This window comes from Micromonospora sp. NBC_01655 (assembly GCF_026339755.1).
Classification (GTDB): Bacteria; Actinomycetota; Actinomycetes; order Mycobacteriales; family Micromonosporaceae; genus Micromonospora.
On record NZ_JAPEQF010000001.1, the window covers coordinates 539671 to 552794 of the forward strand.

Genomic DNA, 13124 nt, shown 5'->3' on the forward strand with positions numbered 1-13124 from the left:
AGCCGGAGGATCTGCTGACCCTTCTGGCTGAGTACACCGGTCCGCAGAGTGGGGTGCGGGACGCGGGCATCCTGGTCGCCGCAGCGGCCCGTCCGCACGCTCGAATGATGAATCGCCCGGCCTACCCGACCGTCTTGGACAAAGCGGCGGCGCTGCTGCACGGGCTGATGATGTGGCGGCCCCTGGACATGTGGAACGCCGGGCTGGCCTGGGCAGCGATGCGGGTGTTTCTGCAGCGCGGCGGGCTGACCTTCACCATGCCGGCCAAGGAGCGGATGGGGCTGACCGACGCGTTGACCAGTGGTGAGGTGGACTCGGTCGACGAGTTGGCATTGCGGCTGTCGCCGTACCTGGAGATGTCGGCCTGAGCGACGGCGAGGGCCGGGTCCCGACGGACCCGGCCCTCGCGGCGGTGCTGGTGGTCAGCGCGTCAGCGCTCGACCTCGCCCTTGATGAAGGACTCGACGGCGGCGTGCGCGTCGTGGTCGGCGTACTGCACGGGCGGGGACTTCATGAAGTACGACGAGGCCGACAGGATCGGGCCGCCGATCTTCCGGTCCAGGGCGATCTTCGCGGCCCGGACGGCGTCGATGATGACGCCGGCCGAGTTCGGCGAGTCCCACACCTCAAGCTTCAGCTCGGCGTTGAGGGGGGTGTCGCCGAACGAGCGGCCCTCCAGGCGGATGTACGCCCACTTGCGGTCGTCGAGCCACGGCACGTGGTCCGACGGGCCGATGTGCACGTCGCTCTTCTGCATCTCGTGCGGGATCTGCGACGTGACCGACTGGGTCTTCGAGATCTTCTTCGAGACCAGCCGGTTGCGCTCCAGCATGTTCATGAAGTCCATGTTGCCGCCGAAGTTGAGCTGGTACGTGCGCAGCAGCTCGACGCCGCGGTCCTCGAAGAGCTTCGCCAGGGCGCGGTGCACGATGGTGGCGCCGACCTGGCTCTTGATGTCGTCGCCGACGATCGGCAGGCCCGCGTCGGTGAACTTCTGCGCCCACTCCGGGTCGGAGGCGATGAAGACCGGCAGGGCGTTCACGAACGCGCAGCCGGCGTCGATCGCGGCCTGGGCGTAGAACTTGTCGGCCTGCTCGGAGCCGACCGGCAGGTAGGAGACGACGACGTCGACCTGCGCGTCGCGCAGCGCCTGCGTGACGTCGACCGGCGCGGCGTCCGACTCCTCGACGATCTCGCGGTAGTACTGGCCCAGGCCGTCGAAGGTCGGGCCGCGCTGCACGCTGACGCCGGTCGGCGGCACGTCGCAGAGCTTGATGGTGTTGTTCTCGCTGGCGACGATCGCCTCCGCGAGGTCCATGCCCACCTTCTTGGCGTCCACGTCGAACGCCGCGACGAACTCCACGTCCGAAACGTGGTAGTCGCCGAAGGTGACGTGCATGAGACCCGGGACGCGGTCGTTCGGGTCGGCGTTGCGGTAGTACTCCACGCCCTGCACGAGGGACGAGGCGCAGTTCCCCACACCGACGATGGCGACGCGGACGGAGCCCATAGCGTCTGCCTCCTTCTTCTTCATCACGGCCGCTCTTTCCTGGACTCTCCAGGCGGAGGCGGGCTGTCGGTATCTCGTCGGCCGCCAACCGTCCCGGCTCGCGGGACCGTCGGGGCACGGCCGGAGCGCTCGTTGGCGATGAGCTCCTCCAGCCAGCGGACCTCGCGCTCACAGGCGTCGAGACCGTGGCGTTGCAGTTCCAGGGTGTACGCATCGAGGCGCTCGGCCGCGCGGCCCAGCACGTCGCGAAGCCCCTCGCGACGCTCCTCGATCTTTCGGCGGCGCCCCTCCAGGATGCGGAGCCGGGTCGCCTGGTCCGTGCGGGCGAAGAACGCGAAGTGCACGCCGAAGCCCGTGTCGTCGTACGTCTCGGGGCCGGCCTGCGCGATGAGCTGGGCGAAGCGTTCCTTGCCCTCTGCGGTGATTTTGTAGACCACCCGACCTCGTCGGCTGGTCAGCGCGGGAACCTCCTCGGCGGTCGCGGGTGTCTCGGCGGCTTCGGTGATCCATTCCGCCGCCTGCAACCTGCGCAGGGTGGGGTAGAGCGAGCCGTAGCTGATCGCCGCCCGGATCGCCCCCAACTTGGCCGCGAGCTCCTTGCGGAGTTCGTAGCCGTGCATCGGGGACTCCTGGAGGAGGCCGAGGATGGCGAGCTCGAGCACGGGCCACCCCTTCTTACCCCCGACGCGTGGGCGTAACCACCGCGATGTATCGGACCGATACATCGCACGTTAGCGGCTCACCCAGGATCAGGGCAAACCTTCGAGGCGAGTTCCTGGGGTGACGGATTGTGACGGTGGTCGCCTCGTCGAGCCGGACCGCGTACCCTTCTCCGCATGCGTACGCAGCGCCAGGTCGTCGACTACTCGCTCCGGAAGCGGGCGGTGCTGCGCGAACTCCTCGCTGGCCGGGTCGGCACGTACGACGTCTGCGACGCCTCCCCGTACCTGAAGAACGCCGCCCGGTTCCACGGGGAACCGACCGAGGAGCGTTGCCCGATCTGCCGCAGCGAGAACCTGACCCACGTCCATTACATTTACGGGGACGAGCTCAAGCAGTCCGCCGGGCAGGCGCGTACTCTGACCGAGTTGCCCGTCCTGGCGATGACTCTGCGTGAGTTCCAGGTCTTCGTGGTGGAGGTGTGCCTCGGCTGCGACTGGAACCACCTCGTCGAGCAGTACCTGCTCGGCCGGGACGGGCTGGCCGGTGACACGGAGGACGGGGCGGAGCAGGGCGCGGTGGGTGGCACGGCCGCCTCGGCCGCGGTTCCCGGCCCGGCCGCTCGGCGGAGGCGAGAGGCGCAACGGTGAATCCAGCTGATTCGGTTGGCCCGGTGTGGAGGAGACGGGACGACCGACAGCCCTTTGGCCTGATTGGCCCGATTGATCCGGAAGCAACGCCCCCGGCCCGACGCGCTCGGGCGGGGACGTCGCGTGTTTCAGCTCACGGCAACCCGGTGGCGGCGCGATCGCGTCCCACCGCGACCGGCAGGGTGTGAGGAATGAACTCGTACGGCGATCCCAGCTCCTCGCGCGGGCGGGCCCAGATCCCGGGCGCCAACGGCGACCCGGGCACGGCCGACGCGTACGGCCGAGGCGGCGACGCCCGCGGCAACGGCTGGTCACCAGAGGGTACGGCACAGGGTGGGCGGGCCTCGGTCGCGCCCCGGGGCGCCGGCGGACGCGCCTCGGTGGGTGGCTCGGCGGCGGTGCCACCGCGCGGTGGGGCGGCCTCCGGGTCCGCCTCGGTCGGGCGCGCGGGCGCCGGCCGCGCCTCGGTGCCCGTCTCCCCGGCACCCGGTGCCCCGGCGGCCGGCCGGGCCGGCGCGGGCCGCGCCTCGGTGCCCGTCTCCCCGGCACCCGGCGGCGCCCCGGCCGGGCGGGCCTCGGTCGGGGTCGGCTCCGCCGGGCGGGCGAGCGTCGGCTCCGCGGCGGTGGGCGGGCTCGCCGGCCGGGCCACCGTCGGGCGGGCCGGGGTGGCTCCGGTCTCCGGCGGCGCGGGCGGGCCGGGCGGCCCGGGCGGGCCCACCGGGCCGGGCCGGGGCGGGCGCGGCGGGCGCGGCGGCGACCCGAACGCGGTCGCGCGGGCGAAGAAGCGTCGCCGGATCAACATGCTGATCGCCGGCTTCGCGGTCTTCATCATGCTGGCCGGAATCGGCGTCGTCGGCTTCACCTACTACTCCACCACCGTGGTGCTGCCCGAGCAGTTGCCGCTGCCGCTGTCCACCACCGTGTACGCCAAGGACAACAAGACGGTCCTGGCCAAGCTCGGCGAACAGAACCGGCAGCTCGTCAAGATCGCCGACATTCCGAAGCACGTGCAGGACGCGGTGGCCGCCGCCGAGGACCGGAACTTCTACCGGCACTCGGGCGTGGACTACAAGGGCATCGCCCGGGCCGCGTGGAACAACCTCTCCGGCGGCGACAAGCAGGGCGCGTCGACGATCACCCAGCAGTACGCCCGCAACGCCTACGAGAGCCTGAAGGACGACACGTACGCCCGGAAGGTCAAGGAGGCGATCCTCGCCTCCAAGCTGAGCGACGAGTACACCAAGTCCGAGATCATGGAGCACTACCTCAACGTGATCTACTTCGGGCGCGGCGCGTACGGCATCGAGGCGGCGGCGCAGACCTACTTCGGGGTGCCGACCAAGAAGCTCACCGTGGCCCAGGCCGCGGTGCTCGCCGCGCTGATCAAGCAGCCGGTCGCCAGCGACACCCACAGGGGCTACGACCCGGCGGTCAACCCGGTCGACGCGAAGTCCCGGTGGACGTACGTGCTCGACGGCATGACCGCCGAGGGCTGGATCAACGCCCCGAACCGGCCGCAGCGGCCGACCGACGCGGAGTATCCGAAGACGCTCAGCCCGAAGAACGCCGGCTCGGCCGCGTTCGGCGTGAAGAGCCCTCGTGGCAACGTGATCAACTACGTCCGCGAGGAGATGGAGCAGTGGGGGATCTGCACCAACTCCGAGGCCGCCGGCAAGGTCAGTTGTGTCGATGCGCTGCGTGACGGCGGCTACCGGATCCAGACCACGATCGACCCGAAGCTCCAGACCGCCGCGGAGAACACCGCGATGCGGGCCAAGAAGAACTCCGAGCTCAACGACCAGCCGAAGAACCTGATGGCGGCGGTGGTCTCGATCGACCCGGCGACCGGGCGGGTGCTCGCCTACTACGGCGGGGACAGCGGCGCGGACTTCGACTACGCCGGCAAGAACACCGACTCCGCCGGCAATCTCACCGGCGGCCACTCCCCGGGTTCGTCGTTCAAGATTTACACGCTGGCCGCGGCGATCAACGAGGGCATCTCGGTGAAGTCGCACTGGGACGCCACGCCGTTCAAGCCGGAGGGCTTCAAGAACGAGGTGCAGAACGCGGGCCGCGGCGCCGGCGTCTGTAAGCAGTGGTGCACCCTGGAGGAGTCGACGGTCCGGTCGTACAACGTGCCGTTCTTCCACGTCACCGAGAAGATCGGCCCGGGAAAGGTGGTCGACATGGCCCGCGCGGCCGGCGTCACCACCATGTGGACCACGTCCGACAACCCGCCGAAGCCGATCGACCTGACCAAGAAGAAGGGCGAGGACGTCGCGCCCGCGCCCTTCTACCACGTCATCGGCTACGGCCAGTACCCCGTGACGGTCCTCGACCACGCCAACGGCCTGGCCACCCTCGCGAACGGTGGCAAGTACAACAAGGCCCACTTCGTGCTGAAGGTCCAGAAGCAGAACGTCGACACCGGCCAGTGGGAGCTGGTCAAGGGGGAGCAGCTCAAGCCCCAGCAGCGGATCCGCGCGGAGGTCGCCAAGGAGGTCACCGGCGTCCTCAAGCAGATCCCCGGCCCCAACAGCCGGTCGCTGGCGAACGGCCGGGAGGCGGCGGGCAAGACCGGCACCTGGGAGTACGACAGCAAGCACAACGCGCACGCCTGGATGGTCGGCTACACCCCGCAGATCGCCACCGCGGTCTGGGTGGGCAGCAAGGATCCGAAGAAACCGCAGATCATCGACAAGGACGGCGCGGACATCGGCGGCTCCAAGCTGCCCGGCGCCATCTGGCAGCGGTACATGAACGCCGCGCTGGACGGCGAGGACAAGGAGGGCCTGCCCTCGGTCACCGGGATGGGCGACCAGGAGGCCGGCAACGGCACCGAGCCGGCCCCCCCGACCCAGCCCGAGCAGCCGAACTGCGACCCGCTGAACATCTTCTGCCCGCAGACCCCCGGCGGCCCCGGAACCCCCGGCGGTCCCGGAACCCCGCCGGGCACCCCCGGCACCCCGGGCACCCCCGGGAACCCGACCGGCCCCCGGCCGGGCGGAAACGACGACGGCGGAAACGGCGGGGGGCTGTTGCCCACCATCGCGCCCCGCACCCGCGAGTGAGCGGGCTGGGCTGATCATCACGCCGCCGGCGGCCGGACCCCATGGTCCGGCCGCCGGCGGCGTTTCGCCTACCGGAATGTTCGCGCCTGGGCGGGACGCGGAGGCCACCGGTACGGGATGATTCCTGTCCATGAGCACCCAGTCGACGACAGACATCGACGACGCCGGGCCCGCTGACCACCCGTCCCGGTCGGACGGCTTCGTCCGCGGCGCCTCGGAGTTGATCGGCGGCCCGCTGGGCGACCACGCGGTCGCGCTGGACCGGCAGGCCGACCGGGAGAGCCGGTTCTGGACGGCAGCCCGGATCGTGCTGGCCCTGGCCTGCCTGACGCTGGCCCTGCACTGGGTGCAGAAGTCCCCCTGCCAGGACGGGGCCTGGCAGAACAACGCGCAGTACACCCGCATGTGCTACACCGACGTGCTGGCGCTCTACTACGCCGAAGGGCTCAACGAGGGCAAGGTGCCATACCGGGACCACCCCGTCGAGTACCCGGTGTTGACCGGGTACTTCATGGGCGCGCTCGGGCTGCCGGTGCACGCGCTCGGCGTCGACAACCCGGAGATCAACCAGGGGCAGTGGTTCTACAACCTCAACGTCCTGGTGCTCGGCGCGCTCGCGGTGGCCACCGTCGCGGTCATCCTCAACCTGCGCCGCCGACGACCGTGGGACGCCGCCCTCTTCGCGCTCGCCCCCGCCCTGTTCCTTACCGCCACCGTCAACTGGGACCTGCTGGCCGTCGGGCTGGCCGCGTTCGGGCTGTTCGCCTGGGCCCGCCGCCGCCCGGCGATGGCCGGGTTGCTGCTCGGCCTGGCCGGGGCGGCCAAGATGTGGCCGCTGTTCGTCCTCGGGCCGATCCTGGTGCTCGCCCTGCGCGCGAACCGGCTCCGCGCCGGCCTCACCGCCCTCGGCACGGCGCTCGTGGCGCTGGTCGCGGTCAACCTCCCCGCCGCAGTGCCCTACCGCGACAACTGGGACCGCTTCTTCGAGCTGAACACCACCCGGCCCATCGACTGGGGCACCCTGTGGTACATCGGGCGCTACCTCGACGGCAAGGTCAACACCGGCGGCCCTGGTTCGATGGGCCCGTTCGAGTGGCTGAACGCCAACATCCCCACCCTGAACTGGCTCTCGTACGCCCTGTTCGGGCTGGCCTGCCTCGGGGTGGCCGGGCTGGCGCTGCGGGCGCCGCGCCGGCCCCGGCTGGCCCAACTCGCCTTCCTGGTCGTCGCCGCGTTCCTGATCTTCAGCAAGGTCTGGTCGCAGCAGTTCGTGCTCTGGCTGCTGCCGCTGGCCGTCCTCGCCCGCCCGAAGTGGGGCGCGTTCATCGCCTGGCAGGTCGCCGAGATCGGCTACTTCGCCGCCTTCTACGGCGAGCTGCTCGGCACCGCGACCAGCCGCCCGGTGTTCCCCGAGGGAGTCTTCGTGCTGGCCTCGGCGCTGCGGCTGGGCACCGTCGTGCTGCTCTGCGTGCTGGTCGTCAAGGAGATCCTGGACCCGGGGCGGGACGCCGTGCGGGCCACCTACGCCGACGATCCGGACGGCGGAGTGCTCGACGGCGCACCGGACGCACCCTGGCTGAGCCGCTGGCGACGGCCGACCGCCCCGGATGCCACCGCCGAACCGGCCCCGGCGAGCCCCTGACGCCACCCGGCCCGGTCGGATTCCGCTAGAGCCGGTAGACCACCGCGCCGTCGACCTCCTCACGGGTGATGCCGAGGGCATCGACCGGAGTGTCGATCGTCGTCTCCCACGGCGTGCCCGCGATCCGGTCGCGCAGCACCACCACGTTGCGCACGCCCAGGTCACGCAGGTAGGTCACGCTCGCCTGGTTCGGGAAGCTCTCCGTGGCCTGCCGGATCTCGGCCTGCCGGACGGGGGTGAAGCCGCTGCCGCCGTTGACCATGTCCTGGAACCTGCTGGTCGACCACAGCATCACCGGCTGGTCGAGGTTCTGGCTGCTCGGCAGCACCAGCATCGGGCCGTCCACCGACCGCATCGCGGCGGGCTGGGCCGGCACCACCGGATGCGGCGTGCTGTTCAGCCCCTCGGCGGCCACCAGGAGCAGCGGCAGCACCGTGGCCAGCCGCAGCCACGGACCCGGCCACGGCGGGACCCGCTCGGCGGCCCACTCCCGAACCCGCACGGCGAAGGCGCTGACCGCGCCCGCGGCGAGCAGCCCGAGCAGCAGCGTCGTCCACAGCATCATCCGCCCGGGCGTGCGCAGCCCGTTCCAGCCGGGCAAGTACTCGAAGAGCAACCCGTAGGTGAAGGTGCCACCGAAGAACCGGGTGCCCATCGCCAGCACCATCGTCACCACCACCCCGGCGAGCAGCAGCAGCCGGTGCCGCAGCCGCCACACCGAGAAGAACAGCCCGCCCGCGGCGAGCGCGTACAGCACGAAGCCCGGCAGCAGGGTCATCTCCGGGTGCCAGGGCAGGACCGACCGCGCGCCCTCGTGCAGGCCGCCCCACACCCGGGACTCCGCCGGGGCGGTGAAGAAGCCCGCGAACGGCGGCGAGTAGACGCCGATGTCGCCGAGCGTCCGCGCGGCGTTCGGGTGCAGCTCGGTGACCTTGAAGTAGGGGACGGCCAACAGCCCGCCCACCCCGGCGAAGAGCAGCGCGCCGACCGCGTCGGCGACGAGCAGCCGGATCCCGAACGGCCGGGGGTTCGACCGCCGCCGGACGAACCACGTCACGGCGGCGACCAGCGTCGCCCCCGCCAGCACGTACGCGAACGGCAGCCCGATGCCGAAGCCCAGGCTGAGCTGCCAGGCGGCCACCAGCCAGCCGGCGTACGCCCAGCCGGCGTGCCGTCGCTCGGGGCGGTAGCCGTGGCGCAGCGACCAGCCGTGCCCCCGGGCCAGCATGGCCAGCGCCAGCGGGATGCCGCCGTTGGACACGATGTGCAGGTGACCCGCCTGGGCGAGCAGCCAGGGGGCGTAGGTGTAGCTGACCCCGGCCACCGCCGCGCCGGCCCGACCCGCGCCGAGCTGCCGGGCCAGCGCGTACGCCCCGAGCGTGGCCAACGCGTGGGCCAGCACGAACATGATGTTGTACCGCAGCAGGGCGGCCTCGGGACCGGTGCCGATCATGCCGGCCGGCGCGTAGCCGAGCAGGGTGTCGGAGAAGGCGAAGCTCCACGGCTCCGGGAAGAACGTGTTGGACTGCCAGAGCTGCGCCGGATCCGTCAGCAGGATGTGCCCCGACCAGGCCAACTGCCAGGCCTGGAGGCTCGGGTCCCAGTAGTCCTGGGGCAGCGTGTAGAGCGGGTAGCGCAGCGTCGGCCAGGTGAGCGCGGCGGCCAGGGCCAGCGAGACGAGCACGGCCAGGGTCCACTCGTGGACCAGGAACCGGCCGACCGCCCGCAGGACGCGCCGCACCCGTCCGGGCACCGGCTCCGGGGCGGGGGCGAACGCCTCCCACCGATCCGGCTTACCGCCCTTGCCATCCTTCGTGCTGTCGCCGTCGTCCTTGGCGGTGTCGGTCCGCTCGGTCTTGGCGTTCCTCGTGGTGCCGGCGGTGTCGGTGGCCTCGGTGCCCGTCGCGGCGGCACCGTCCCCGATGACACCGTCCTTGGCGGCGGCAGCCTTCCCGACGGAGGCGTCGTCCTGCACGGCGTCGGCGCTGTTGTCGGCGGTGCCCGTCGTCGGCGGCTGCTCGCCGGGGGTGCCCGTCGTCGGCGGCTTCTCGCCAGCGGTGTCCTCGTCGGTGGTGTCCGACCGCTCGGTCGTCATGCCGCCGGGCTTCCCGCACCGAGCCGGTCGCGCAGGAACGCGATGTCGGCGCCCTGCCCCTCGACCCCGCCCGGGGTCTCCACGATCACCGGCGCGTCCGCCGCCCGGATCACGGCCACCACCAGCTCCGGGTCGATGCTGCCGCCGCCGAGGTTGTCGTGCCGGTCCCGGCCCGAGCCGAACGCGTCCTTGGAGTTGTTGGCGTGCACCAGGTCGATCCGGCCGGTGATCGCCTTGACCCGGTCGACCAGGTCCAACAGGTCCTCACCCCCGGCGTGGGCGTGGCAGGTGTCCAGGCAGAAGCCCACCTCGTACTCGCCGACGGCGTCCCAGAGCCGGGCCAGCGCGTCGAGGCGACGGGCGCAGGCGTTGTCGCCGCCGGCCGTGTTCTCGATCAGCACCGGCAGGGCGAAGCCGCCGGAGTCCGCCGCGAACGCGAAGGTCTTGCGCCAGTTGTCGAAGCCGACCGCCAGGTCGTCGCCCGCGTTGACGTGCCCACCGTGCACGATCAGGCCCTTCGCGCCGATCTCCGCCGCCGCCGTGGCGTGAGCGAGCAGCAGCTTCCGGCTCGGGATGCGGATCCGGTTGTTCAACGTCGCCACGTTGATGACGTACGGCGCGTGGACGTAGCGGTCGACCTCGGCGGCTCGCAACCGGTCGGCGTCCTCCCGTGGTTGCGGGGCCTTCCAGCCCTGTGGGTCGGAGAGGAAGAACTGCACGGCCTCGGCGGCCCGGGCGGCCGCCTCCGACAGCGGGTCGGCGGAATCGACGTGGGCTCCGATACGCATGGAGGCGAGCCTACGTCGCGGCGCCGCCGTGCGGGGTGACGGTGCGGCGGGGTGGGGCCCGGTACGGCATCCAGGGACGGGCGCCGGTGGGCGGGGCGTCACCCGGGGTGCGGGCGGTCGTTGGTCCGGGTGGGATCGACGGTCGGCTCTCCGGGCCGTAGGCCACGGCGGGACCGGGCTCCGGCCAACCGGAGCGGAATCTCCGTCACCCCGGCCGACGGGCGGTCCGGAACCCGGAGCATCAGCATAAACTCGGGTGAAAGTTCCAATCCGCCCCACAGGGGACGAGAGTCGTTGTACCGTCAGATAACAACACGATGAAGCTCCGCGGGGCGTCGCGATCCAACCTCATCGGTGTGGTCGTTCCTCCCCAGGTCCCACCCAAGGAATGCGGACGGGACGCCCCGCGGCCTCGTGACCGGGGCCCGGGTCCGACGTCAGCGTCGGCCCGGGCCCCGATCCTGTTCGGCCGCCGGTGCACCGGGTCCGTCGCCCGGCCGGCCGCTCCCGCCGGCCCGCCGGGAGCGGCCAGCCTGCCCGGGCATGATCGTTCGGACCAGGTATCCTGGTCCGGTTGTCCGCGTCCGGCCGGGTTCCCCCGGCTCCGGAGCGGGCCACGACGCACGACCTCCTGCCACGGAAGGACCGTGGCCGCTTAGCCCACAGGAGGTGAGCACGTCTTGCGTCATTACGAAGTCATGGTGATCCTCGACTCCAGCCTCGAGGAGCGCACCGTCGCCCCGTCGCTCGACACGTACCTGAACGTGATCCGGACCGCGGGTGGCTCGGTCGAGAAGACCGACGTGTGGGGCCGCCGGCGCCTCGCGTACGAGATCAACAAGAAGGCCGAGGGCATCTACGCCGTCATCGACCTGCAGGCGACGCCTGCGGCGGTGGCCGAGCTGGACCGTCAGCTGCGGCTCAACGAGTCCGTGCTGCGCACCAAGGTCATCCGGCCGGAGATGCGCTAACAAGCATTCAACCCGGTTCACCCGGTTCACCCGGATCAGCCTCATCGACGCTGTCGTAGGGCTCTGAGAGCCTGTACGGCGAACGATGAGTGCGCGAGGAGATGGTCATGGCAGGAGACACCACCATCACGGTCATCGGCAATCTGACCGATGACCCCGAGTTGCGATTCACCCCCTCGGGGGCCGCGGTCGCCAAGTTCCGGGTCGCCTCGACGCCCCGGTTCATGGACAAGGCGTCCGGCGAGTGGAAGGACGGCGAGCCGTTGTTCCTCGCGTGCACGGTCTGGCGGCAGGCCGCCGAGCACGTCGCCGAGTCGCTCCAGCGTGGCGCCCGGGTGATCGTGTCGGGCCGGCTGCGTCAGCGGTCCTACGAGACCCGCGAGGGCGAGAAGCGCACCGTCATTGAGCTCGAGGTCGACGAGATCGGCCCGTCCCTGCGCTACGCCACGGCGAAGGTGCAGAAGATGTCCCGCTCCGGCGGGGGCGGCGGCGGCTTCGGCGGCGGTGGTGGTGGCGGCCAGGGCGGCGGCGGAGGCAACTTCGACGACCCCTGGGCTTCGGCCGCACCGGCACCCTCGCGCGGTGGTTCGGGTGGCGGAAACTTTGACGAGGAGCCTCCGTTCTAATGGCGCCGAGCGCCCGCGATCGCAAACCAGGAGCACGAGCAATGGCTAAGGCTGCGGCCCTTCGCAAGCCAAAGAAGAAGGTGAACCCGCTAGACAAGGACGGGATCACCTACATCGATTACAAGGACACCGCGCTGCTGCGCAAGTTCATCTCCGACCGCGGCAAGATCCGCGCTCGGCGGGTGACCGGCGTGACCTCGCAGCAGCAGCGGCAGATCGCCCGTGCGGTCAAGAACGCCCGCGAGATGGCGCTCCTGCCGTACACGGCCACGGCCCGCTGAGAGGAGGCACCGACATGAAGATCATCCTGACTCAGGAGGTGTCCGGCCTCGGTGCCCCGGGCGACATCGTCGAGGTGAAGAACGGCTACGGCCGTAACTACCTGCTGCCGCAGGGCTTCGCGATCGCCTGGACCAAGGGTGCGGAGAAGCAGGTCACGGTCATCAAGCGGGCCCGCTCGGCCCGGGAGATCCGCGACCTCGGCCACGCCAACGAGGTCAAGACCCAGCTCGACGGCCTGAAGGTCAACCTGAAGGCCCGTGCCGGCGACGGTGGGCGGCTCTTCGGCTCGGTCACCCCGGCCGAGATCGTCGACGCCGTCAAGGCGGCCGGCGGCCCGACCCTCGACCGGCGGCGGCTGGAACTGCCCGGCCACATCAAGTCGCTGGGCGCGTACCCGGTCAGCATCAAGCTGCACCCCGAGGTGACCGCCAAGTTCGCCCTGAACGTCGTCCAGGGCTGACACCCGAAGCACCACGCACAGAGCCCGCACCGGTACGCCGGGGCGGGCTCTGTGCGTGCTGTGGTGGGCCGTTCGCAGGAGATGGTAGGGGCCGATGGGGCGGCGAAGCTCACCGGAAATTTTCTTCTCCACAGGGTGTGGGCGGCGTTTGAGCAGCTCAGCGCATTCCGTGGGAGAATTCCCCAGCGGTTGTCCACAGCCTGTGCACACCCTGCGCACATGATTGTCCCCGGCGTCCACAGGTTGTCCCAAGGCTCATCCACCGGCGTGGTTGAGTCGCTGACCTCGGGTTCCGTATGGTTGCCTCTCGACCGACGGTGCGATGACCCCCGATCGACCCGACCGGTCCGATCGGCAGTCGTCGTGCCC

At 71.0% G+C, this 13124-nt stretch carries 12 protein-coding genes; 8 read left to right on the plus strand and 4 right to left on the minus strand.

Annotation, left to right across the window (positions count from 1 at the left end; genetic code table 11):
* Positions 1-107: 107 nt before the first annotated feature.
* On the plus strand, positions 108-368 hold the full coding sequence (locus OOK41_RS02650; RefSeq protein WP_128763559.1) for a hypothetical protein: 261 nt from the start codon (positions 108-110) through the stop codon (positions 366-368).
* Positions 369-430: 62 nt separating this feature from the next.
* On the opposite strand, the gene OOK41_RS02655 is transcribed toward OOK41_RS02650, so the two are convergent.
* Both OOK41_RS02655 and OOK41_RS02660 read right to left on the minus strand, forming a co-directional pair.
* Positions 431-1510 carry an inositol-3-phosphate synthase gene (locus tag OOK41_RS02655; RefSeq protein WP_117668154.1) on the minus strand — a complete coding sequence of 360 codons (1080 nt, stop codon included), beginning with the start codon at positions 1508-1510 and terminating at the stop codon, positions 431-433.
* Between the two features lie 23 nt (positions 1511-1533).
* Entirely contained in the window at positions 1534-2172 is a 639-nt protein-coding gene (locus tag OOK41_RS02660) for a PadR family transcriptional regulator (RefSeq protein ID WP_266262844.1), read from the minus strand.
* A 174-nt stretch (positions 2173-2346) separates the two neighbouring features.
* Between OOK41_RS02660 and OOK41_RS02665 the strand changes: the two genes are divergently transcribed.
* The 3 genes from OOK41_RS02665 (at position 2347) to OOK41_RS02675 (ending at position 7533) form a co-directional block, all read left to right on the plus strand.
* The gene (locus tag OOK41_RS02665) at positions 2347-2820 is read left to right on the plus strand and encodes a DUF5318 domain-containing protein (protein ID WP_266262845.1); all 474 of its coding nucleotides are present in this window, start codon (positions 2347-2349) and stop codon (positions 2818-2820) included.
* 191 nt (positions 2821-3011) lie between these two features.
* Complete coding sequence (locus OOK41_RS02670) at positions 3012-5891, plus strand: transglycosylase domain-containing protein (RefSeq protein ID WP_266262846.1); 2880 nt, start codon at positions 3012-3014, stop codon at positions 5889-5891.
* 130 nt (positions 5892-6021) lie between these two features.
* Complete coding sequence (locus OOK41_RS02675) at positions 6022-7533, plus strand: glycosyltransferase family 87 protein (protein WP_266262847.1); 1512 nt, start codon at positions 6022-6024, stop codon at positions 7531-7533.
* Between the two features lie 25 nt (positions 7534-7558).
* On the opposite strand, the gene OOK41_RS02680 is transcribed toward OOK41_RS02675, so the two are convergent.
* Positions 7559-9628, minus strand: coding sequence for a hypothetical protein (locus OOK41_RS02680; RefSeq protein WP_266262848.1), 2070 nt, complete (start codon positions 9626-9628; stop codon positions 7559-7561).
* A complete protein-coding gene (locus OOK41_RS02685) occupies positions 9625-10416 on the minus strand; it encodes a deoxyribonuclease IV (protein WP_266262849.1) in 792 nt (263 codons plus the stop codon). Before OOK41_RS02685 ends, OOK41_RS02680 begins: the two co-directional genes overlap by 4 nt.
* A 680-nt stretch (positions 10417-11096) precedes the next feature.
* Here OOK41_RS02685 and rpsF point away from each other — a divergent pair.
* The 4 genes from rpsF to rplI all read left to right on the plus strand — a co-directional run bounded on the left by rpsF (position 11097) and on the right by rplI (position 12755).
* A complete protein-coding gene (gene rpsF / locus OOK41_RS02690; protein ID WP_117668160.1) occupies positions 11097-11387 on the plus strand; it encodes a 30S ribosomal protein S6 in 291 nt (96 codons plus the stop codon).
* Between the two features lie 89 nt (positions 11388-11476).
* Positions 11477-12013, plus strand: a complete 537-nt coding sequence (locus OOK41_RS02695; protein WP_172896610.1) for a single-stranded DNA-binding protein — start codon at positions 11477-11479, stop codon at positions 12011-12013.
* 41 nt (positions 12014-12054) lie between these two features.
* Positions 12055-12294: a 30S ribosomal protein S18 gene (rpsR, locus tag OOK41_RS02700; protein WP_007073789.1), complete on the plus strand. Its 240-nt coding sequence runs from the start codon at positions 12055-12057 to the stop codon at positions 12292-12294.
* Positions 12295-12308: 14 nt separating this feature from the next.
* A complete protein-coding gene (rplI, locus tag OOK41_RS02705; RefSeq protein ID WP_117668161.1) occupies positions 12309-12755 on the plus strand; it encodes a 50S ribosomal protein L9 in 447 nt (148 codons plus the stop codon).
* The last annotated feature ends 369 nt before the right edge of the window (positions 12756-13124 follow it).

Bases quoted from the DNA above. Each gene is read 5' to 3' on its own strand.
- OOK41_RS02670 (WP_266262846.1), top strand. From the start codon at position 3,012: ATGAACTCGTACGGCGATCCCAGCTCCTCGCGCGGGCGGGCCCAGATC.
- OOK41_RS02665 (WP_266262845.1), top strand. From the start codon at position 2,347: ATGCGTACGCAGCGCCAGGTCGTCGACTACTCGCTCCGGAAGCGGGCG.
- OOK41_RS02675 (WP_266262847.1), top strand. From the start codon at position 6,022: ATGAGCACCCAGTCGACGACAGACATCGACGACGCCGGGCCCGCTGAC.
- rpsR (WP_007073789.1), top strand. From the start codon at position 12,055: ATGGCTAAGGCTGCGGCCCTTCGCAAGCCAAAGAAGAAGGTGAACCCG.
- rplI (WP_117668161.1), top strand. From the start codon at position 12,309: ATGAAGATCATCCTGACTCAGGAGGTGTCCGGCCTCGGTGCCCCGGGC.
- OOK41_RS02680 (WP_266262848.1), bottom strand. From the start codon at position 9,628: ATGACGACCGAGCGGTCGGACACCACCGACGAGGACACCGCTGGCGAG.
- OOK41_RS02655 (WP_117668154.1), bottom strand. From the start codon at position 1,510: ATGGGCTCCGTCCGCGTCGCCATCGTCGGTGTGGGGAACTGCGCCTCG.
- OOK41_RS02685 (WP_266262849.1), bottom strand. From the start codon at position 10,416: ATGCGTATCGGAGCCCACGTCGATTCCGCCGACCCGCTGTCGGAGGCG.
- OOK41_RS02650 (WP_128763559.1), top strand. From the start codon at position 108: ATGAATCGCCCGGCCTACCCGACCGTCTTGGACAAAGCGGCGGCGCTG.